Origin of the sequence: Streptomyces sp. H27-H1, assembly GCF_026627445.1 — a bacterium.
In the GTDB taxonomy this organism is placed as follows: domain Bacteria; phylum Actinomycetota; class Actinomycetes; order Streptomycetales; family Streptomycetaceae; genus Streptomyces.
Map to the genome: position 1 here is coordinate 203,754 of NZ_JAPNLJ010000001.1, position 20,761 is coordinate 224,514.

The following is a 20,761-nucleotide window of genomic DNA, read 5'->3' on the forward strand; positions in this document are numbered from 1 at the left end:
TCGCGGCCGCACGTGCACCACGACCGGGCGGACGGGGTCGCTCCTCGTCCGGGTGCGCTGATGTGGAGCCAGGCGACCGGCCGACGTCCGTCGTCCCGGCGCGGGTCAGGGCGAACAGATGAAAGGACGCCTTCGGCGACGACTTTCAGCGCGCCACTGCCGCCGGTGGCCGGGGCTGGTTCGGCGATGCTGGGGCCGGTGGGTGCCGGGGTGGGGCCTTCCAAGGGGGGATGAGGGTGGGTGCTCATGCCGCATCCCGGGCCCGGACCGTACGGGCGGAGCTGTCTAGGGCGCTTCGGATCGTGGAGCGGCACTCGGCAGCGGTGAGTCCCCGATCCTCCCCTGCCGCTTGGAAGGCCTCCTCCACCACGTCGCGGGGGAGGTCGCCCCACGCGACGAAGCGCCCCACCTTGAAGGCGCTCCGGTTGAGCGTGTTGTTCGCCTGACCTGCGGGGGCGGTACGGACGACGTTGCACTCGGCGTCCAGCGCGGCGCGGGCCGCGCTGGTGCCGCTGACGGCCGGCGCCGCGAGCCGACGGGCCGGGACCGGGGCGGGCGGCTGGAGCAGGAGCAGAAGCCAGCCGGGGAGCTCTGCGACCGGGGCGGGGTCGGTCACCTCGTACATCCCGGCCGGGATGCTGCTGCCGGGGGCGACGACGTATCCGCCGGCGGCTCGGGTGTCGATGAGCGGGCCGAGCTTGCCCGCCGTGTTCCCCAGCCGGATCCCGGCCGGGGCGGTGAAGTACAGGTGGGCCCCGTCGGAGGGGGTGCGGGTGCGGTAGGTGGTGGGGACGGCCTGCCCGGCGCGCTCGCAGAGCGCCGTAAAGGTCTCCGCGCCGCCAGGCGCGTCCTGACTGCTGTTGGGCTTGGGGGTGTCCAGGTCGATAACGATGAGTCCGGCGGGGCCGGTGGCCAGGCCGATGTTGTACGGCTTGTGCGTCCAGCAGCGGACGATCGCGTCCTGGTCAGTGGTCGCGCGCTGCTCCCACTTCAGGTGTCCGTCGGCGCAGCCTTCGGTGCGGGGGCAGCGTTCCGCGCTGTGGAGAGCTGGGGTCTTCGATCCGGGCCGCAGGGGGAAGAGGGGCCAGCCTCGGGCGGCGAGGCTGAGGGCTTCGGCCAGGAGCCGTACGCGGTCGTCTCGCCGGATGGGGGCGGGTTGGGTCATGCTTGGGGTCTCCAGTTCTGAGGTTCTGGAAGAGGGCGGCCCGGACTTTGCCGAGAGCGGGCCGCCCTTGGTGCGTCTACTGGCAGGTGCAGTCGGGGCGTTCGCTGCTGCCGTTGGCTCCGCAGCCGCAGCAGTGCGCGTAGGGGTACGGGTCACCGCCGTCGAGGGGCTCGCACAGCTCGCAGTCGACGCCGTCGTAATCGGGGTCGCAGTCGGGGTTGTCGGGGCTCCAGGCAGTCATGGGCTGGCCTTTCAGCGGTTGTTGATGGTGCCGGTGGCGCGGCCGAACATCCCGGACGCGCTGATGTTCTGCGTGACGTGCTGCACGGGCGTCGCACCCCTGCCACTGGTTCCTCGTGTGGTGCGGAGGAGGAGCGGTGCGAGGGTGCCGGCGGCGATGAGGGCGATGGTTGCCCAGAGGGCTTCGGTCATGGCGATCAGTCCCGGGGCGGCGTAGGAGATCCCGAACCCGGCCGCGGCGATCCCGCCGCCGACGGTCGGGGCGAGCAGGGCAGTGGTCTTGGCCCACGCCGGGACCGGCTGCGCGACCGGGGCGGGCGCGAGGGTCTGGGGCTGGGTGTAGGCGAGGGTCCGGGAGCCGTTCGGCAGGGTCACCATCTCGACTCCGGGCGGGAGTTCAGCGAGCGGCATGACTGGCTGCTGGATGGCGGTGGGGTAGTAGATCGGGTCGCCGTAGCGAGTGGCGGGGGTGGTGCTCGTGCGGGTGTGTCCATGCACGGCTGGGCTCCCTCATGAGCACGGGACCACACCTCAACGCTTAGGTGTGGTCCCGTGGCGGCTTGTCTTGTCGCTTGTCGTCTGACTTGTCGCGTGCCCTTGTCTTGTCGCTTGTCTTGTCGCTTGTCGCCTCCCAGGTCAGAGCCCGCTTACAAGCCCCTAGGGGGGCCGGGAGGGTTGTTCTGCGGGGGTGGCGACAAGCGACAAGGTCAGTCCTCGTCGGGGATGCTGTGGGCGTGCGTGCGGTGCACGTAGCGGGTCTTCGTCCCGGCCCCGACGCGGACGGCTTCGCCTTCATCCGTCCAGGCCTTGAGCCACCCGGCGACGGTCTGGCGGGAGGTCCCGTACCGCTCAAGCTGCCGGGCGATCGCGGACGCTCCGGTCCCTTCCGGCCCGGCCGCGATGAGCACGGTCAAGGCGGCCTGCCGGGCGGCGTTGTCCTCCTCTCGGTGCGCGGACAAGTTCAGCCCCGGCCGCCGTGCCGGCTCCTCCTCCGGCTCCGTCTGGGGGGCGCTGGTGAACTCGACGGACATGAGGCGCTCGAACTCGGCGTCCACGCCATCCGTCTCCGTGACGGCCGGGGCCTGGTTGCGGTGGGCGGAGAGGTTCAGCCCCGCGCCCGCAGACGCCGTGGCCGACGTGCTGGGGGTGGGGTCGGTGTGCTGATGGTCGTTGATCCATGCGGTGCGGCCGTGGTCCCAGCGGCGGGCGTAGTCGGCACCGGCCGCCTTCGCGGAGACGGCGTCCAGTCGGGGGTGGCGGTCGGAGGTGGCGTGGACGATGTCGCGGATCTGGGCGGGCAGGATCCGCCACGTCCCGAACAGTGCAGCGGGGGATTCGGGGGTGCCCATGAAGCCGGTGCCCTTGTGCGGGGCCTGCTCGATCCGCAGACCGCGCGCGTCGGGGAACAGCTTGGACAAGTCCATGCCCTCGGTCGCGCCACCGGTCAGAGCTACCCGCGTTTTGGCTTCCCGGCGGATCATCATGTTGCCGAGGACGGCGCCGGTCGCGCCGAGTGCGGTCAGGACGGTGCGGATGCCCATGGCGCGGAGCATCCGGATCACTTCGAGGATCTTCTTGGCGAGCTTGCGCTTCTCGGGCTCGTTGCTGACGAGGATCTCGGCGCCCTCGTCGATGACGAGCATGATCTGCGGAATCTCGTGGCTGATCGGCAGCAAGTCCGTGTTCGCCTTGGCCATCAGGTCCTGATAGGCGCGCTTGCGGTACAGCCCGACCCGCAGCGCGGCGTCGAGCATGAGGTCGGCTTCCTCGTGGGAAGCGGCCAGCCAGTCGATCCCCGGCCGCACCGCGGCTCCCTGGCCGGAGCTGTCCATCGCGGGGCGGACCCAGGGAAGGCCGGCGGATCCGGCGTTGAGGTCGATGACCCAGGTCAGGATGTCGGTGGCGCGGGCGAACCCGGCCAGGATGACGTGGACCATGTTCGTCTTGCCCGACCCGGTCGGCCCGACCACGAGCGCGCACTGCTCGCGGAGGTAGGTGAGGATCGCGTCCGCGTTGGTGCGGTAGCCCCACGGGATGCCGGTGTGGACTGAGAGGGCGCTGTAGTCGGAGGGGTAGGGGACTTCGGCGGCGAGGACGTTGACGGTGGTGACGTCGATCAGGACGCGGCCCTGGTCGATGCCCGGGGAGGCGGCGGCGGTGCAGCCGTGCGGGAGGCGGGCATCGGCGGAGAGGCGGGCGTTCTCCTTCGCGATCCGGTCGTAGGTGGTGCCGCCGGCGGGGAGTTCGGCGTCGATGGTGAAGCCGGTGTTCGTGGGCCACATCTCCACCGCCACGACCCGCAGGGTGATCCCGCAGACCCGCTGGACGCGGTCTACCCACTCCGCGGCGATGCCCCGGCGTTCCGCCGACAACTCCCGGGCTACCTGCCGCTCGGCGAGGGCCAGGGCTTCGAGTTCGCGGGCTTCCTCGTAGAGGCCGACGGCGCGGGAGGAGGCGCCCATGCCGACGCCGATGACGGCGAGGGATCCGAGGGCGGTCCAGTTCAGGGGGCCGGTGGCCAACGCCCATGTGGTCCAGCCGGAGCCGAGCAGCCAGGAGGCGGCGCGGGAGCCGATGGTGCGGGCGGCGAGCTTCTGCCGCAGCCCCGACGCGGTGTGCCCGATCGCTCCGACGGTGCCGACGGCCAGTGCCCAGGTGGGGGGCATGTGGGCGAGGGTTCCGACGGTGGCGACGGCGTAGGCGCCGGTGGTGGCGGACAGGGCGCCGGTGATGGGGCCGTGGCCGGCGGCCCAGTCCAGCGCGAGCCCATTGTGTTCGATGGTGTGGGTGGTGGTCATCAGACGTTCCAGCCCTTCTCGGCCTCGGGCCCGTTGCGAGGGTCTTCGTGGCGGGCGATGTCGGCCTCGTGGGCCTGGCGGAACGCCGGTCCCAGGTCTTCGGCGACCGCGACGGCGCTGTTGAGGGCGCCGTAGATGTCGGCGAAGCCGTCCGCGACGGTCTTCTCCAGCGGGAACTCGGTGTCGGAGCGCTCCGCGAGGATCTGCATGACGTTCGCGATCGAGGTGAGGGCTTCGGGCAGGCCCTCGATCATCGCGAGGATCTCCATGGCGCTCTCGGGCTCGTAGGCCTGCGCCGCGGCTTCCATCTCGGCGGCCAGCTCTTCGAACCTGAACCCGGATGCGTTGCTCACAGCTACTCCTTGGCTGGCGGGAGGTGCGGGAACGTGCGTGGTGGGACGAGCGGCCCGGTCACCGAGCAGGTCACCCTCGATGTCCTGCTCGCGCTCGGCGGTGGCCTGTTCTTCGGCGGCCTGCTCGTCGGCTTCGAGCTGGGCGCGGATCTCCTCATCCCGGGCTTCGCGCTCGGCGCGGGCCCGGCCGACGAGGAACTGGTAGAGACGCCGGCCGGGGAACATCAGCCAGCTCCAGCGGAGCTTGCGACCGATCGGCGTGGACACCAGCCCAAGGACGCCGAGCGCCGCGCCGAGCACGGCGGATGCGGCCCGCCGGGCCTGGAAGCGGGCGGCAGACCGGCGCAGGGCCTTCCGCGCGGCCTTCTGCGCGGGGGCCTTCAGCGTCGCGATCCGCTTGCGGTGCGCCGCTTCCTGCACCCCGGCCCGACCCTTGGCGACGGTCCGGCCCGTGCTGCGGTCCCGTATCGAGCGGGCGGTACCGACGGCCTTGTCGCGGATGGCTGCGGCTTTGCCCATGGTCTTGGCGAGGGTCCGAGCCGACGGGCCACGGCCGGTGGCCCGTGCTCCTGCAGCACGCTCGGCAGCCTTCACCGCCCGCCGGGTGTCCGCGACCTGCCGCCGGGCCTGAACCGCCGCCGTCCGCGCGGCGGAACGAGTCGGAGTTTGAGTCCTGGCCTGCGAGCGCAGCGCCCCGACCTGCCCTGCCCGGCCACCGGCCAGACGTCCGACGGTCTGCGTGGCACGCTGACGGGCTGAGGGCGACCCCGACTTCCCGAAGGAGGTGCCGGACTGGCCAGCGGCTCCGCCGCCCGCACGGTGCCGGGCCTGCCCGGCGGCCCTACGGGATCCGGTACCGGCCCCACCGCTGCTTCGGGGGCTGGTGCGGGGCTGGGTCGGGATCCGACCCGAGACACCACGGCCCGCGCCGCTGCCGGAGGTTCGGGTGCCGGTCGGGGTGGACTTGGCTGCGGGCTTCTTCTTGCCGGCCTTGCTGCGGCGGTGGGCGGCGGCGGTTCCCAGGACGGCGGCGCCGGTCATGGCGATCGCAGCGGCGACCGGGCCCCCGGCCAGAGCGGCCGTGGCCAGCAGACCCGCGGCCGTGTTCGTCCCCGACAAGGACAGCGGCACCACGGGGAACCCCCCGGCGGTGTGCTCCACATTCTTGGCCGAAGCGGTGCCGGTGGTCTCGGCCGGGGCAGGGGTGTGGGTGGGGGTGGATTCTTCGGGTGGAGCCTGCGCTTCTGCGGTGGTCTCGGTCATGCTGAACGTGCTCCTTCAGGGGAGAAGAGGGCCCGGCCGACGCTGTAGGAGGCTGGCGGCTGGGCCCTTGCCGAGTGGTTCAGGCGACGCGCTGTTCATCGGGGTACGCACCCGCCGCGGCGGATCCGAGCAGGGATCGCAGGGCGGCTATGGCCTGTTGGGGTACGACACCGTTGCCGAGGGCTTTGAGCTGGGCCGTGCGGGACAGGCCCGGGACGTCGGTGACGTGGCCTTCGGGCAGGCCCATCAGCCACTCGACCAGGGGCGGGTTCAGTCGTCCCACAGGGTCAGTTGGCCGGGGAGCGGGGCGTCCGATGACGTGCTCCCAGCGGGTGATCGCGGTGGTGTAGGGGCCCCAATCCGGTGCGCTGCCGAGGGGAGTGTCAGGTCCCCCTTGCTGCCGCGCTGGTTCGGGCCGCCCTTGCTGCCGTCCGTCGCCCGAGGGGTCGGAAGCAGCGAGCACACTTCGGCCGCCAGGCACAGGCCGTGCGTCCCCGCTTCCTGCGAGGGGGTGCGCCTGGTCTGCCGGTTCTCGTTCGCCGACGCCCTCGGGGTCGGCAGCAGTGCCCCGCTGAACGTCAGGTCCGTCAGCGTCGGTGAGCTGCTGCGAGGGTTCGGCGCCGTCGCCTGACGGGCACCCTTGGAGTCCCCGACCAACGGCGTCGGCAGCAGGGAGACGACGTGCCGCAGGTTCATGCCGCCCTGCGCCGCGTGCCCCGCCCCGGTCGCCTCCGACGTCGACGGCGTCGGCAGCAGCGAGCCGACCACCGTGGGGAGCTGTCCGTCCTGCCCGCCCCCACGCCAGTCCCGCGCCGCCGGGGTCGGCAGGCCAGGCGAGGAGGAAGAGCCGGTTGCGCTGGTGGGCGGCGCCGACGTCCGATGCGCGAAGAGTGCGCCACTGCGCATCGAACCCGAGGGCGGCAAGGTCGGCGAGGACGGTGTCGAATCCGAGGGAAAGGTGCCCTGCGACGTTCTCAAAGACCGCGTAGCGGGGTCGAAGAACGCCAAGGGCACGGGCGATGTGGGGCCAGATGTGCCGGTCATCGGTGACTCCCTTCCTCTTGCCGGCGGAGCTGAACGGCTGGCACGGGTAGCCGCCGCACACGACGTCGACCGGGCCGACCTGGTGCCAGTCCGCTTCGGTCAGGTCCCCGAGGTTCGGGACGTCGGGGAAGCGGTGGGCGAGGATGCGGGCCGCGCCGGGGTCGTTGTCCGCGACCCAGGTGAGGGAGCCGCCCATGACGGCCTGGACGGCCATGTCCAGACCGCCGTAACCGGTGCACAGCGAGCCGATCCGCAGGCCGCTCACACCGGGGTCCCGGCCATGGCCTGCGGGGCGTGCTCGCCGTTGCGGGCGGCGAGGATCTGCTTGCGCCCCCACGACTCGCTCATGCCGTACGCCTCACCCAGCGCCCGCGCGGACAGAGGCCGTGCGGCCTGTACGGACTCGGCGTACGTACGGCGCGCTTCCTGCCGCGACCGCTCCAGCTCGGCGTCCTCGTAATCGGCCTGCCGGGCATTCTCGTCGCCGGAGCGTGCGGGCCGTGCGGAGAGGGCGTGCGGGGTGTGCGGGCTTTCGGGCCGTACGTCGTCCTCACGGGCTGTGAGCTGCGAGTACTCGGGCCCGGCGGGCAGAGGTACCGGGTCGGGATCCTGGACGGGCGACCGCTCGACCGTTTCGGTCGCGACGGTGTGCGGGGGGTGTGTGGGATGTTCCGCATCCTGTCCGCACGCTTGCGCACGCTCCGGGGCCGGGTGGTGGTGGAGGACCTTCGCCACCAGGTCCGAGCCGAAGTAGATCGACCCGACCGGCAGCGACGTCGCCAGCAGCACCAGGCCCCAGTTCGCCGGATCCCACACGGCCAGACGGCCCACCAAGGCGCCGTCCTGGTGGAGTGCGGGCACCAGCCCGTGCACGTAGTTCAGCACCAGGGACGCGGTTGTGTAGGCAGCCAGGACCCGCAGCGCGTACGACCGCGCCGGCCCCGACAGGACCAGCGTGGCCACCAGGGCCAGCGCCATCAGACCGTCGACCACCACCGGGTACAGCAGCGCCGCCGTCGTATCCGCACCCACCGCCGTGGCCACGTCCCGCAGCGCGTTCCACGACACTCGGAACGCCATCAACACCACCGCCACCAAGGCCAGCACCAGGAGGGTCTTGCCCCGGCGGTTCACCGGCTGGCCCCGTCCGCCGTGAACTCGAACGGCGTGTAGGTGACGGGGGCCTCGGCAGTACGGCGCCGGATCTCACTCGCGGCCTCCCACCGGTCCTCGGCGTAGGCGACCACGATCCGTACATCGCCCGTGCGGCGCTCCAAGAGGCGGAGATAGGCGCGTTCGTCGGTCGCGGCGAGCGACGGCAGCGGCACGTCCAAGGCCGCGACGATCGCGGACAGCAGGTCCGCGACAGCGGACTTCTCAGTGCGCTCGCTCATGCGGCACCACCAGGCATGCTCACCGCGATGGCCTGGTTGGTCAGGTTCCTCCGCACGGCCAGAACCTTGCGGCGGGCCCGGCGGATCCGCCGCTCGTCCAGCTCGGACGGCATCCGGTCCAGGACGGCGATCTCCGCGTCGAGGAGGTCGACGTCCGCCAGAATCAGCGGCATCTCCTGCTCGATCGCGTCCAGCTCCGCATCCGACGGCTCCAGGCCCTCGGACCACGGGGTAACGAGGTTCTGAAGTGCGGCGATGTGCTTCATGAGTCGTGTTCTCCCTAGCAGGTGGACGGCTCGAAGCGGCCCCGGTGCTCTAACACCGGGGCCGCACGTCGTTGGGGTTGGAAGATCAGGCCGGGCGCGGGTAGTGGCTGACGCTCGGCTGGGTGTGGAACGGCTGGTCCTGGCAGTCCTCGGACCAGCTCTGGTGGCTCCAGCAGGTCTTGCGGTCGTCGCCGTGCAAGCCGGCGTCCTCCAGTTCGTTGTCGCGCTGGATGGCCGCGGCGAGCTTCTTGTTCATCTCGAACCCCTTCCGGGGCCGGTCTCTCCGGCTCCCCTCAACCCCGCACGTAGAGCGCCGAAGCGCCGGACGCGCGGAGGAGGCAACCGCCCTGAGCGGCGAGTCACCGGCTATCCCGGTGCGCTGTCGCGGCGGCTCAGGGGATGACGCGAAGGGCGTGCCCGTCCGCGCCGGTCCAGCGCGATCGGGGCCAAAAGTCTTAAGCGGATCACGATGTCCTCCTACGTCTTCAACAGGGATGCAGCACTGCAAGGGGGACCAAGTCCCCACCCTCCGGCCGTTGCTCGCGGTCACCGGGCCACCTCGCCAGTCGGGCGCCAACCGCTCGCCCTGTCCCCTGGCCTTTAGCGGGATTGCAGCGTCCCCGCCCTCAGCTGTCGGCCCATTCCGTACCGGGCCTTTTGCTTCGTGCACACCAGAGTTGGGCCCTCGCAGGCCATCTGGTGCGCACCAGAAGCATGGCATCTGGTGCGCACCAGATGCAAGCCCTTGGTTCGTTCGGGGCTTGCCGGCGTTCTTCCGGTGTGACTTCAGGAAACGGCCCAGACGGGGGGTCTCGGTAGCCAACAGGGGTTAACCTCAAGGGTGTTAACCCGCTCCCACCTGCGGCGATTCGGTTAAGCCCTTGCAGGTGGCACGGCCATCGGAGGCGATGCACGTGGGCAAGGGATTACGAGCTGTTCGTACTGCGCGGGGATGGTCGCAGGAGCGGCTGATCTTCGAGATTGAGCGCTACGCGCGGCAGCACATGCTGAACGTCGCATCGAGCGCGAGCTTGAAGACCTACGTGTCGGAGTGGGAGAACGGCCGGCGGGCCATCACGGAGCGGTACGCCGTGATCCTCCGGCCACTGCTCGGGGTGACGGACGTCGAGCTGGGCGGGGAGCCTGCACGCGCAGCCCCCCAGCAAGCAGACGGTTACGAAGACCTGTTGAGCCGAATCGACTCGGCGCGGAGCGTCAGCGATTCCATGGTGAGCACCTTCTTGGACCAGACCGAGCTACTTCGAACCATGGACCGGCAGATGGGTGCATCGGGCCTGGTGGACCAGATGAACGGCCACCTGACGACGATGGAGGACGCGCTCACCTTCGCGGTTCTGCCAGGAACTCGTCGTCCCATCGCAACGGCGTTGGCCGGAGCGGCGACTTTGGCGGCATGGCAAGCGCTGGACGCGGGGTCTGTGGAGCGCGCCTGGAGGCACTACGAGCTGGCAAAACGAGCTGCACAGGACGCTGACGCGCCGCAGTACTTGGCTCACGCCATGGGGGAGCAGGCGTACGTCCTGGGCGATGCCGGGCGCCCGGAGATGGCGGTCGAGCTCATCCGGGATGCGCAGCGCACCCACGCGGAGCGGCAGTCACCGCGCCTTCGGGCTTGGCTGAGCGCGGCGGAAGCTGAGCTGTGCGCCGCCGCCGGCAGGCACGAAGATTCCAGGCACGCGCTCGACCGGGCGGCGGCGGCCCTGCCAGAAGGCGCCCATGCCCGCGACTCCGACATGTTGAGCATCTTCCTGAACGGGGACCACCTGGCGCGCTGGCGGGGCAATGTGCTGGCACTCCTGGGCGACAGCTCGGCCATGGACGACCTCTACGCGTCGCTCCAGACGACTGACCCCACGTTCGTCCGCGCCAAGGCAGGCCTTCACAGCGACCTGACGCAGGCGCACCTTGCCCGCGGCGAGTTCGACGAGGCCCGCTCGAACCTTCAGCAGGCGCGCCTGCTGGCGAACCGCACGGGGTCCGTGCGGCATCGCCGGCGTGTGGAGCTGCTTACGGGGCGGCTGTAGCCCGCGACGCGAGGACGTGAAGGAGGGCGACCAGGGTTCCTGACCCCATGAGCTTCCCTTCGGCCATGAGTCCGGGGATGTCCGCCAGGGGCACCCAGGCGATCTGCCCGGCCTCCTCAATGTCCGTGGGTTCGCCCACCTTCACCGCACCGCGCGCCACGAAAATCTCGTGGGGCGAGTCGACCATGCCGATCATGGGCTGGTACGTCACGACATGCTCGATGTTCGTCGGGTGCCAGCCGGTCTCTTCCTCCGTCTCGCGCGCAGCCGTGGTCGCCGCGTCCTCGCCTTCGTCCACGATCCCGCCGGGGAGTTCCCATCCCCACTGCTGCGGGACGAAGCGATAGCGCCACAGCATCAGGACGCGCTGCTGCTCGTCGATCACAGCCGTGATCGCCACATGGTGGAGGCGCACCACGTGGTGCTCGAACCGCTCGACCCCGGGCGGCTCGACGTCGACGAGGTCGAGGTTCACCCACCGGTTCTCGTAGACCGTCCTGCTGCCGTGGATCGTCCAGGGCTCCTGCTCCGCCGGCGTGGCAACGGTCTCGACCCCTACGACCCGGTAGGAGCTGCGGTCATACGCCTTGATGAGCCGCTCGCTCGCCAGGCGCGCGAGTACCTGCCGGAGGGCGGTACGGCCGATCTCCAGCTCGGCGCTCATGGTCCGCTCAGAGGGAAGCTTCTCGCCGGGCCCGTACTTGCCCGACTCGATCCACGACCGGATCGTCTGGTAGACCCTCGTCGACTTCGGTCCCATCCTCAGAGCACTCTCCCCGTTCGTCGGCTGGTACCGGCCAGCGTAGTCGCGGGTCAGCTCGGGGGACTCGGCCATACCTGTCTCTCTTCCGGTCTGATGGTGAGGACGACTTCAAGGTCTCCGACTCGGCAGGAGACGCGGCCCAGTGATCTCGGAGCAGATCTGGGCCGATGCGCGGAAGCTCTGGGACTTCCAGCAGATTGGCACGAGCTGCGGCCGTGCTCCGTTGAGATCGGCCTGGGCAGCGAATACTTGGGCGTGGCGGACCTGACGGTCGGCCTGAACCCAGTGGGGCAAGTTAATCGCTTCCTGACCTATCCAGATCAGGGTTACACGACTGGTCAGGAAGTCCCATAGGCGGTGATAGCAGCCCTTAGTCAACTTCGCGATCAGGGACTGCTTTTTCGGGCCATCAGCCGGGTCAGGCACTTCGCAGCGCTTGGCAAGGGGCTCCGCAGGGCGACTGCTGAGCCCCTTGCCTCATTATCGGCTGTAGCGGTCAATCTGTGAATTCGTCCGCGAGGTCGAACCGGCGCTTTAGATTGTTGCCCCAGCTGTGCGGCCACTTGCCTTCATGGTGTAGGCGTCCCACTACGATTCCTGGTGCAATACCGATCTCTTTAGCAAATGACTCTGCACTGGAGATACTCTTGAGCGTTTCGAGTCGCTGAGCATAGCGTGCTGGGATTAGGATGTCGCGAGCAAACGCGTCTGCTTCCAATTCCTGAGGATCTGAGGACGCTCCCTTGCGTGCAGGTTCGACGCGAATCTCTTGCTTTCCGTGCAGCAAGACGTGTCCAAGTTCATGGAACACCGTGAACCAGAACTGATCGTCGCTTTTGTAGCGCAAACTCAGCTGAACAACGGCCTTTGTTGGAGAGATCCATCTAGTTGCACCGCAAGACCTGCTGCCAGTTACCTCCTTGACGAAGACCACGGCTACACCATTTCGTGCACAGCTCTTGACCAACTCCGGCTCGAAGTCCTGAGGTGCCATGACCGTCAGTGCTCGAAGCCGTGGGATCTCTGATTGGAGGCCGCTCTTGTTGAAGGGAGCGCAAGGTACTTCGAATGCCGCGATTTCTCCGAGGCGTAGCCAGGATGCGACCGCACCGATTTTTACCTCGTAGGCCTGAGTCTGCCTGAAAGCAGCAGCAGGCTTTTCGTAGAGTTCCGTCCAGGCGTCGAGCGAAGAGACGGAAAAGAATGCAAGCAATTGTTCCCAACGCGACTGTTTGTCTGATGGCTCCGCAGGAACGTGGCCTCGCTTGATGAGCTCCTGGACGGGAAGTGACTTCAACCAGTTACTGAAAGCGGCAGGATCCCTAGTCTCCCGCAGGCGCCGCCGCGCCGACTGATAGTCGGCCTCAAGGCGATTCCAGAATCGGGCGCGGATTTTCGTGACGCTTTCGAGCTTTTCTGCCACTTCAGGCGAGAGGGAAACGATGCCTTTGGTGAGTTGATTCAGATGTTTTGGGCTAATCCCGGCCCGGAGAGCAAACTCGCGTTGCGTCATTCCGGATTCCTCAAGGAACTCCAGAATTGTCTCTCCCGGCGGAACTGCGTAGTCAGGCTCCTCAGCGGTGTACAGTTCGCGGACAGCGCTGCTATTACTCATTTGCGTTACCCCCAGTCCGGATACTGCTCGCTAGTGGTAGTCTTCGATCTCCTCGATGGTGACTGCTGTCACGCTTTCCCATTTGAGGCCACCCTGTTCGTCTTCCTCGTACTCCGTCGGAGAGAAGACCAGTCTCCAGTTGGCCGTGAGGTGCAGTGACAGCAACCCGGCTTTGTCGCCCGACAGTGCATGGCATCTGCCGACTGCTGGAGGGCGCAGGTCCTCCAGAGTTTCGGCCGCCCGTAGCGCAGCGAGGCGCTGTGCGATCTTCTTGGCCAGCTCAGCTCCGTATGTCCGACGCATCTCGCGCTCGGACTCACAGACCTTGCCGACCTTCCGATCCGCGTACGTCACGTCCATTGTACCCACCGCCCCCCACCATACGTTTACGGAATCGGTAAACGCCATCATACCGAGACGTGTGCCGCCCGTGGCAAAGATCGCAATGTCGTACCGGTCCGTGGTGCCATGTGGTCGACGTGCTGCCCGGCGGTGTGAGTGATGCTCGTTGCGGTGGTGGTGGGGCATGTGTGGGCCAGCTGTGGCCACAGGAACCTTCATCGGGACCTACTGCACAGGTCAGGACCCGCATGGACATTGCAAGGGGACCCGTCTTGAAAACCGTCGTGGCAGCGATGTCACCGTGGGTTCAAATCCCACACCCACCGCAGCAGGCCCGCATACGCGCAGGCCAGAAGGGGCGCCCCTCACGAGGGGCGCCCCTTCGTCGTGCGGCCCCCCTGTGCCCGGTGGCTCGGTAGCTCCTGAGGGCGATCGAGTTCGCGGCCTTCTTGGCCGGGCCCAAGGCCTTGGCCGGCAGTCCTCATCTCCTCCTTGCTCAGTAGGCAGGATTGTGTGATTAGACCCTTTGGGTGGTGTTTGTCGGAAGAGCGGCGCGGGGCGTGGAGGCGTTCCGGTTGCGTCCGCATGATGGCGAATGTATTCAGATCCGCCCGTCAGAACATCGCGAAATGAGGGAACCGTCATGGCACACCGCAGCACCGTCACGTCGATCTGGACCACCGTCCTCGCCGCACTCGTGGCCCTCCTCGCCTCCCTCGGTTTCGGCGGCAAGACCGCCCCGGCCGTCTCCTCGCTCTCCTCCCCCGCCGCCCCCGCGACCATCGCCGCGGCTGCCACCGCGAACCGGCCGGCCTTCATGGCCCGGCGGACCTGGCGGGCCATGATGCGCGGCGGTTCGCTCCCGCCCACCATCAAGCAGCGCATCCGCGCCGAGGCCCACGGCAAGACCCCGTCCGTTCGCCGCTCCACCACCGCCCTGGCCGCCGGCTCCGGAGCCGAGTCCGAGTCCGGCGTCGACGACAGCGTCCGTAGTGCCACGATCGCCGCAGCGGTTCGCGTCGGATCCGCTCGCCGGGAGATGGCACTCGCCGCGTAGTGAGCGGCACCGAGAATTCGTACCGCGTAGATGAGGGACCCGTACGAGCGGGTGCAGGACGTAGGACCCGTACAAGCGGGTGCAGGACGTACGACCCGTGCAAGCGGGTGCAGGACATGGAGCTCGGCACGAGCGGTTGCCGGACGTAGGACCCGTACAAGCGGGTGCAGGACGCACGACCCGTGCAAGTGCAGGGCATGGAGCTCGGTACAAGTGGGTGCAGGACGTAGGACCCGTTACGTGTAGGTGCAAGACGTGGGATCCAGTACAAGCGGCACAGACGCAGGACCCAGTACATGAAGGACGCAGAACCCAGCACACGCAGGTGCAGGACCTGGCACCCAGTACGAGCAGGTGCAGGACCCGGCACCCAGTGCGAGCAGGTGCAGTGTGCAGATCCAGTGCGCAGTACCCGATACCCGATACCCGATACCCAGTACGCAGGACGAGGCAGAGCCCAGGAGTGAGGTAGCAGCAGGCGCTGGAGCCCGGTCGGTCGGTGTGAGTAGGCCGCGACCGCGGATCGTGCCGTGAAGGTGCCCCGGAGCGGGGCACAGTGGCATTGCCCCGGCGGGCGCCGGGGGCGTGCCGGGGGCGTGAAGCTTGGCAGCGCAGGGCCGCAGGCCCGGGAGACGGTGGGGTTCCCGGACGGAGCGGTCCATTTCGGCATGTCCGGGGCGGCCGGATTGGCGGAACGGTTTTCCCCTTGCCCGGCAGGGGTTTCAGCGGGTCTCGAGCCGCTGACCTGGGGCGCCGAGGGCGCGAATGGGGTTTATCCGATGTTGGTCATACTTGCGGGGGAATCGACGGCTCCGGGGTGGTTCGCCGGGGATTCGGTGGGCAACTCTGGTCTGGCGACGTCGTCAGCACACAGAGCGACCGAGGCGGTCGGCCAACTGCCTTGGAGTAACCCACACTTCGGTTTTCTGGAGGATAAAGACATGGCAAGCATCCGCACCGCCCGCGTCATCGCCGCCGTCGCCGCTCTCCCCCTCGCCGTCGCCCTTTTCGGAGGAGTCGCCTCGGCCGACAACGGCTCCTTCGCGAACGACGGATCGAATGCGAGCGTCGCCAGCATCATCGGCAGCGGCGTCGGTGGCAACAATCACGGCAACTCCTCCACCTCACAGCAGGTGGCCACCGGATCCGGCGCGTCCAACCAGAACAACACCGCGCAGGTCAACGGCTCGGCCTTCACCGCGATCGAACAGCACAACTCCAATGTCGCGGTGAACTTCTACCCCTGGTGGTAGCCGCGGCCTGAGCCGCACCGACTGTTGAGGGCGCCTGTGCGACCGGACCGGCTGGGGTCCGGTAGCGCAGGCGCCCTCGGGCGTTTCCCGCGCTCGGTCACTGCGCCCCGGCCTTGACATCCACCTGGAATCTGACGGACAGTCAGCTCCACTTGATGATGTGATGCCGGGAGGCCAGCGCCGTGCACCTCGCCCCGACCGAAGGCCAGTTGCGGCTCCGCTCAGAGCTGCGGGAGTACTTCGGAAACCTGCTGCCGGACGGGGTTCCCGACGACCCCGCCGAGCAGCGCGCACTACTGCGCCGGATAGGCGCCGACGGACTTCTCGGCCTCGGCTGGCCCGTGGAGTACGGAGGCCAGGGCCGCGGCCCCGACGACCAGTTCGTGTTCTTCGACGAGGCCTACCGGGCCGGCGCCCCCGTCTCCATGGTCACGCTCAACACGGTCGGCCCGACCCTGATGAAGTACGGGACGCAGGAGCAGAAGGACTACTTCCTGCCCCGGATCCTCAAGGGTGAACTCGTCTTCGCCATCGGCTACTCCGAGCCCGAGGCCGGCACGGACCTCGCCTCCCTGCGTACCAAGGCCGTCCGGGACGGGGACGACTGGCTGATCGACGGCCAGAAGATCTTCACTTCCAACGCCCAGAACGCCGACTGGATCTGGCTGGCCTGCCGCACCGACCCGAAGGCCCCCAAGCACAAGGGCATCTCCATCATCCTGGTGCCCACCGACGCCACGGGCTTCGCCTGGACGCCGATCGACACCGTCGGCGGGCTGACCACGACCGCCACGTACTACGACTCCATCCGCGTGCCCGCCGGCAATCTCGTCGGCCCCGAGCACGGCGGCTGGGGCCTGATCACCAACCAGCTCAACCACGAACGGGTCGCCCTCGCGGCCATCGGCATGCAGGCCGAGGACTTCTACGAGGGCGCGCTCGACCACGCCCGCACCCCCGACCCGGTCACCGGCGAGCGCCCCGCCGACCGGCCCTGGGTGCAGTCACGGCTGGCCGAGGCACACGCGCGGCTCGCCGCCGTACGCCTCCTGAACTGGCGCCTCGTCCAGGACGTCGGCGCCGGCACCCTGGCCCCGGGCGACGCGAGCGGCGTGAAGTTCCTGGGCACCGAGTCCACCGTCGAGGTGTACCGGATCTGCCAGGAGGTGGTGGGGGAGGAGGCGCTCATCCGGGGGTCCGGGCCCGCGGTCTTCGCGGGGGGCGAGCTGGAGCGGATGAACCGGGCCGCCCAGATCAACACCTTCGGGGGCGGCGTCAGCGAGGTCCAACGCGAGATCGTCGCCATGATGCGGCTCGGTATGAAGGGAAGGAAGCGATGACCGCCACGCCCGCCACCGAAGCAGCGAAAGCGGCTTCAGGAACAGAAGAAGCGAAGGCGGAAGCGGAGGCAGCGCGCTTCCACACGCTGCTCACGTCCTTCGAAGGGCAGCCCGCCGCCACCGCCGGACAGGGCAGGGACGCGGTCAACCAGCCGATGATCCGCCACTGGTGCGAGGCGATGGGCGATACCAACCCCGCCTACACCGGCCCGGACGCCATCGCCCCGCCCACCATGCTCCAGGCATGGACGATGGGCGGGCTCTCCGGCCACGGCGACCGCTCCTCCGCCTACGACGACCTCCTCACCCTGCTCGACGGCGCGGGCTGCACCTCCGTCGTCGCCACCGACTGCGAGCAGGAGTACCTGAGGCCGCTGCGCCCCGGCGACGCGATCACCTTCGACGCCGTCATCGAGTCGGTTTCACCGCGCAAGACGACCAAGCTGGGCACCGGCCACTTCGTGACCACCCGCATGGACGTCCGCGTGAACGGCGAACTCGCAGGGACCCACCGCTTCCGGATCCTCAAGTACGCCCCGGCGGCGAAGAAGGCCACCGAGGCGAAAGAGGCCACGGAGACGCAGAAGCCCACGGAGACGCTGAGGCCCACGGAGACGCTGAAGCCCACCGAGGCGAAGAAGCCCGCCCAGCGCCCCCGCCCCGTGATCAACCGCGACAACCAGGGTTTCTGGGACGGTGTCCGCGAGCACAAGCTGCTGATCCAACGCTGCGCCGCCTGTGCGACGCTCCGCTTCCCCTGGCTTCCGGGCTGCAATACCTGCGGGAGCCCGGACTGGGACACGGTCGAGGCGTCGGGCGCCGGCACGGTGTTCTCGTACGTCGTCATGCACCATCCGCCCTTCCCCGCCTTCGACCCCCCTTACGCGGTGGCCCTCGTCGAACTCGCCGAAGGGGTCCGCATGGTCAGCAACATCACCGGCGTCCCGTACGACAAGGTCCGCATCGGGTTGCCCGTGCGGCTGGAGTTCCTGCGCGTGGACGAGGAACTGGAACTGCCCGTCTTCCGGGGGAGCGAGGGCTGATGGACTTCCACCCCACCGAGGAACAGGCCGCCGCGGCCGGGCTCGCCGCCCAGATCTTCGGCGACCTCGCCACCCACGACCGCCTCGGGGCCGCCGGCACCGGCAGCGACGCCGAGCTGTGGAAGGCCCTCACCACCGCCGGGCTGACCAACGCCGTCGAGGACGTCGGCCTGCTCGGCCTGGTGCTCCTGCTGGAGGAACAGGGCCGCACGACCGCGCAGGTCCCGTACGCCGCCACCTGTGTGTACGGGATCCTCGCCCTGACCCGGCACGGCAGCGACGAGCAGCGCGCCCGGCTGCTGCCCGCACTGGGCTCCGGCGACGCGGTCGCCACCGGAGCCTTCCCGGACCGAGGCCGGATCACCGCCTCGCCGGACGGCCGGCTCACCGGCGGCGCCCCCGCCGTGCCCTGGCTGCGCGAGGCCACGCACGTCCTGGTCCCGGACGGGACGGGAGCCCTGTGGCTCGTACGTACGGACGCGCCCGGGGTGCGTACGGAGCCGGTGGAGACCACCGCTCCCTGGTCCGCCGCAAGCCTGACGCTGACCGCCGCCGAGGCGGAACGGGTCGGCGGGGAGGGCGCCTACGCGGACGTACTGGCTGTCGCCAGGACCGCCTTCGCCGGACTCCAGGCAGGGGTTTGCGCCGGCTCGCTGGCCCGCGCCGTGGAGTACACCTCCACCCGTGAGCAGTTCGGCCGGCCGCTCTCCACCAACCAGGGGGTCATGCTGCGGGCCGCCGACGCCTACATGGACACCGAGGCGATACGGGTGACCGCGTACGAGGCGGCCTGGCGCGTGGACGAGGGGTTCCCGGTGGGCGAGCACGCGCTGACGGCGGCCTGGTGGGCCTCGGAAGCGGGCAAGCGGGTCGTCCACGCGGGCCAGCACCTGCACGGCGGCATGGGCGCCGACCTCGACCATCCTGTCCACCGGCACTTCCTGTGGGGACGCCAGCTCGACGCGTACCTGGGCTGCGGCAGCGAACTGCTGGCGGAGCTGGGCGCGGTCCTGTCCGAAGACACGCCCGAGGGGGACGAGGCATGAACATCGGCGACACGCTGCCGCCGCTGGAGATACCGGTCGGCCGCACCCTGATCGTCGCGGGCGCGATCGCCTCCCGCGACTACCAGGACGTGCACCACGACGTGGTGCTCGCGCGGGAGAAGGGCTCCCCGGACATCTTCATGAACATCCTGACGACCAATGGTCTGGTCGGCCGGTACATCACCGACCACCTGGGCCCGCGCGTGGTCCTGCGCAAGGTCGCGATCCGCCTCGGCGCCCCGAACTACCCCGGCGACACCATGACGCTGACCGGCACCGTGATCGCCCTCGACGGCAACACCGCCGAGATCCGGGTGGTCGGCGCCAACGGCATCGGCCACCACGTCACGGGCACCGTCACCGTCACGCTGGACACCGCGCCGTCCGGCCCGGACAGCGCGTCGTCCGGCCCGGACACCCTCGGCACCCCGGAGGCCACGGCATGAGCGTTCGCACCCGTGACCAGCTCGGCGGCCGGGCAGCCATCGCCGGTATCGGCGGGACCGAGTTCTCCAAGGACTCCGGCCGCAGTGAGCTCAAGCTGGCCGTCGAGGCCGTGCACGCGGCCCTCGACGACGCCGGGCTCACCCCCGCCGACGTGGACGGCATGGTCACCTTCACGATGGACACGAGCCCCGAGATCACCGTCGCCCAGGCGGCCGGCATCGGGGACCTCTCCTTCTTCTCCCGCATCCACTACGGCGGCGGCGCCGCCTGCGCCACCGTCCAGCAGGCCGCCCTCGCCGTCGCCACCGGGGTCGCGGAGGTCGTGGTCTGCTACCGCGCCTTCAACGAGCGCTCCGGCCGCCGCTTCGGCTCCGGCGTCCAGCAGCGCGAACCCTCCGCCGAGGGCGCGGCGCTCGGCTGGTCGCTCCCCTGGGGGCTGCTCACTCCGGCCTCCTGGGTGGCCATGACGGCGCAGCGCTACCTGCACGCCTACAACCTGACCCCGGAGGCATTCGGCCACGTCGCGGTCACCGACCGCCGACACGCCGCGAACAATCCAGCCGCCTACTTCTACGGCAAGCCCATCACCCTCGCCGACCACGCGGCCTCGCGCTGGATCGTCGAGCCGCTGCGGCTGCTGGACTGCTGCCAGGAGACGGACGGCGGCCAGGCCATCGTCGTCACCACCGCGGAACGGGCCCGCGACCTGCGGCAGAAGCCCGCCGTGATCACGGCGGCCGCACAGGGCGCGGGCCGCCGCCAGGAGGCCATGTCCTCCTTCTACCGGGACGGCCTCACCGGGTTGCCGGAGATGGACGTGGTCGCCCGCCAGCTGTGGCGCACCAGCGGGCTGCGGCCCTCGGACATCGACGTCGGCATCCTCTACGACCACTTCACGCCGTTCGTGCTGATGCAGCTGGAGGAGTTCGGCTTCTGCGCACCGGGGGAGGCGGCCGATTTCGTGGCCGCCGACGCACTGCCGCTCAACACCCACGGAGGCCAGCTCGGGGAGGCGTACCTGCACGGCATGAACGGCATCGCCGAGGCGGTCCGCCAGCTGCGCGGCACCTCCGTCAACCAGGTCTCCGGTGCTGCCCACGCCCTGGTCACCGCCGGTACCGGGGTCCCGACCTCCGGTCTGATCCTCGGCGCGGACGGCTGATCCCGATCCTTCTGGAAGCCCCGCCTCCTCCACCTTCAGGAGGTGGGGCCGGCCCCAGCCCTACAACCTGAGATGGATCCCGCTTCGGCACTTGCGGCCGATCCGCCGCGGCCGCGCCGCTCCTA

Annotated in this window: 21 protein-coding genes; 8 read left to right on the forward strand and 13 right to left on the reverse strand. The window is 69.5% G+C overall.

Annotation, left to right across the window (positions count from 1 at the left end):
* Window positions 1-244 precede the first annotated feature (244 nt).
* The 10 genes from OTB20_RS00930 to OTB20_RS00975 all read right to left on the reverse strand — a co-directional run bounded on the left by OTB20_RS00930 (window position 245) and on the right by OTB20_RS00975 (window position 8,779).
* Window positions 245-1,165, reverse strand: a complete 921-nt coding sequence (locus OTB20_RS00930; RefSeq protein WP_267814514.1) for a bifunctional DNA primase/polymerase — start codon at window positions 1,163-1,165, stop codon at window positions 245-247.
* Window positions 1,166-1,241: 76 nt separating this feature from the next.
* Window positions 1,242-1,406: a hypothetical protein gene (locus OTB20_RS00935; protein WP_267814515.1), complete on the reverse strand. Its 165-nt coding sequence runs from the start codon at window positions 1,404-1,406 to the stop codon at window positions 1,242-1,244.
* Window positions 1,407-1,417: 11 nt separating this feature from the next.
* Window positions 1,418-1,903, reverse strand: a complete 486-nt coding sequence (locus OTB20_RS00940) for a hypothetical protein (RefSeq protein WP_420716290.1) — start codon at window positions 1,901-1,903, stop codon at window positions 1,418-1,420.
* Window positions 1,904-2,112: 209 nt separating this feature from the next.
* Window positions 2,113-4,203: a hypothetical protein gene (locus OTB20_RS00945; protein ID WP_267814516.1), complete on the reverse strand. Its 2,091-nt coding sequence runs from the start codon at window positions 4,201-4,203 to the stop codon at window positions 2,113-2,115.
* Window positions 4,203-5,819: a hypothetical protein gene (locus OTB20_RS00950; protein WP_267814517.1), complete on the reverse strand. Its 1,617-nt coding sequence runs from the start codon at window positions 5,817-5,819 to the stop codon at window positions 4,203-4,205. Before OTB20_RS00950 ends, OTB20_RS00945 begins: the two co-directional genes overlap by 1 nt.
* A gap of 79 nt (window positions 5,820-5,898) precedes the next feature.
* The gene (locus OTB20_RS00955) at window positions 5,899-7,128 is read right to left on the reverse strand and encodes a DNA cytosine methyltransferase (RefSeq protein ID WP_267814518.1); all 1,230 of its coding nucleotides are present in this window, start codon (window positions 7,126-7,128) and stop codon (window positions 5,899-5,901) included.
* Complete coding sequence (locus OTB20_RS00960; RefSeq protein WP_267814519.1) at window positions 7,125-7,997, reverse strand: DUF2637 domain-containing protein; 873 nt, start codon at window positions 7,995-7,997, stop codon at window positions 7,125-7,127. Before OTB20_RS00960 ends, OTB20_RS00955 begins: the two co-directional genes overlap by 4 nt.
* On the reverse strand, window positions 7,994-8,257 hold the full coding sequence (locus OTB20_RS00965; RefSeq protein ID WP_267814521.1) for a hypothetical protein: 264 nt from the start codon (window positions 8,255-8,257) through the stop codon (window positions 7,994-7,996). The genes OTB20_RS00960 and OTB20_RS00965 overlap by 4 nt, the downstream gene beginning before the upstream one ends.
* Window positions 8,254-8,523, reverse strand: a complete 270-nt coding sequence (locus OTB20_RS00970) for a DUF6284 family protein (protein WP_267814523.1) — start codon at window positions 8,521-8,523, stop codon at window positions 8,254-8,256. Before OTB20_RS00970 ends, OTB20_RS00965 begins: the two co-directional genes overlap by 4 nt.
* An 85-nt stretch (window positions 8,524-8,608) precedes the next feature.
* Window positions 8,609-8,779, reverse strand: coding sequence for a hypothetical protein (locus tag OTB20_RS00975; protein ID WP_267814524.1), 171 nt, complete (start codon window positions 8,777-8,779; stop codon window positions 8,609-8,611).
* A gap of 658 nt (window positions 8,780-9,437) precedes the next feature.
* Here OTB20_RS00975 and OTB20_RS00980 point away from each other — a divergent pair.
* Complete coding sequence (locus OTB20_RS00980) at window positions 9,438-10,568, forward strand: helix-turn-helix domain-containing protein (RefSeq protein WP_267814525.1); 1,131 nt, start codon at window positions 9,438-9,440, stop codon at window positions 10,566-10,568.
* On the opposite strand, the gene OTB20_RS00985 is transcribed toward OTB20_RS00980, so the two are convergent.
* From OTB20_RS00985 to OTB20_RS00995, 3 genes are all read right to left on the reverse strand, one after another.
* Complete coding sequence (locus OTB20_RS00985) at window positions 10,552-11,328, reverse strand: NUDIX domain-containing protein (protein WP_267814697.1); 777 nt, start codon at window positions 11,326-11,328, stop codon at window positions 10,552-10,554. The two genes, OTB20_RS00980 and OTB20_RS00985, sit on opposite strands and share 17 nt — an antisense overlap.
* A 499-nt stretch (window positions 11,329-11,827) precedes the next feature.
* On the reverse strand, window positions 11,828-12,946 hold the full coding sequence (locus OTB20_RS00990) for a helix-turn-helix domain-containing protein (RefSeq protein WP_267814527.1): 1,119 nt from the start codon (window positions 12,944-12,946) through the stop codon (window positions 11,828-11,830).
* 30 nt (window positions 12,947-12,976) lie between these two features.
* Window positions 12,977-13,306: a type II toxin-antitoxin system RelE/ParE family toxin gene (locus OTB20_RS00995; protein WP_267814528.1), complete on the reverse strand. Its 330-nt coding sequence runs from the start codon at window positions 13,304-13,306 to the stop codon at window positions 12,977-12,979.
* Window positions 13,307-13,931: 625 nt separating this feature from the next.
* Between OTB20_RS00995 and OTB20_RS01000 the strand changes: the two genes are divergently transcribed.
* From OTB20_RS01000 to OTB20_RS01030, 7 genes are all read left to right on the forward strand, one after another.
* The gene (locus OTB20_RS01000) at window positions 13,932-14,345 is read left to right on the forward strand and encodes a DUF6344 domain-containing protein (protein WP_267814530.1); all 414 of its coding nucleotides are present in this window, start codon (window positions 13,932-13,934) and stop codon (window positions 14,343-14,345) included.
* 941 nt (window positions 14,346-15,286) lie between these two features.
* Window positions 15,287-15,598: a hypothetical protein gene (locus tag OTB20_RS01005; protein ID WP_243331303.1), complete on the forward strand. Its 312-nt coding sequence runs from the start codon at window positions 15,287-15,289 to the stop codon at window positions 15,596-15,598.
* A gap of 182 nt (window positions 15,599-15,780) precedes the next feature.
* Entirely contained in the window at window positions 15,781-16,938 is a 1,158-nt protein-coding gene (locus OTB20_RS01010) for an acyl-CoA dehydrogenase family protein (protein WP_267814533.1), read from the forward strand.
* Window positions 16,935-17,981, forward strand: a complete 1,047-nt coding sequence (locus OTB20_RS01015) for a bifunctional MaoC family dehydratase N-terminal/OB-fold nucleic acid binding domain-containing protein (RefSeq protein ID WP_267814535.1) — start codon at window positions 16,935-16,937, stop codon at window positions 17,979-17,981. The genes OTB20_RS01010 and OTB20_RS01015 overlap by 4 nt, the downstream gene beginning before the upstream one ends.
* Window positions 17,981-19,027: an acyl-CoA dehydrogenase family protein gene (locus OTB20_RS01020; RefSeq protein ID WP_267814536.1), complete on the forward strand. Its 1,047-nt coding sequence runs from the start codon at window positions 17,981-17,983 to the stop codon at window positions 19,025-19,027. Before OTB20_RS01015 ends, OTB20_RS01020 begins: the two co-directional genes overlap by 1 nt.
* Window positions 19,024-19,473 carry a MaoC family dehydratase gene (locus OTB20_RS01025; RefSeq protein ID WP_267814537.1) on the forward strand — a complete coding sequence of 150 codons (450 nt, stop codon included), beginning with the start codon at window positions 19,024-19,026 and terminating at the stop codon, window positions 19,471-19,473. Before OTB20_RS01020 ends, OTB20_RS01025 begins: the two co-directional genes overlap by 4 nt.
* A complete protein-coding gene (locus OTB20_RS01030) occupies window positions 19,470-20,636 on the forward strand; it encodes a lipid-transfer protein (RefSeq protein ID WP_267814538.1) in 1,167 nt (388 codons plus the stop codon). The genes OTB20_RS01025 and OTB20_RS01030 overlap by 4 nt, the downstream gene beginning before the upstream one ends.
* The last annotated feature ends 125 nt before the right edge of the window (window positions 20,637-20,761 follow it).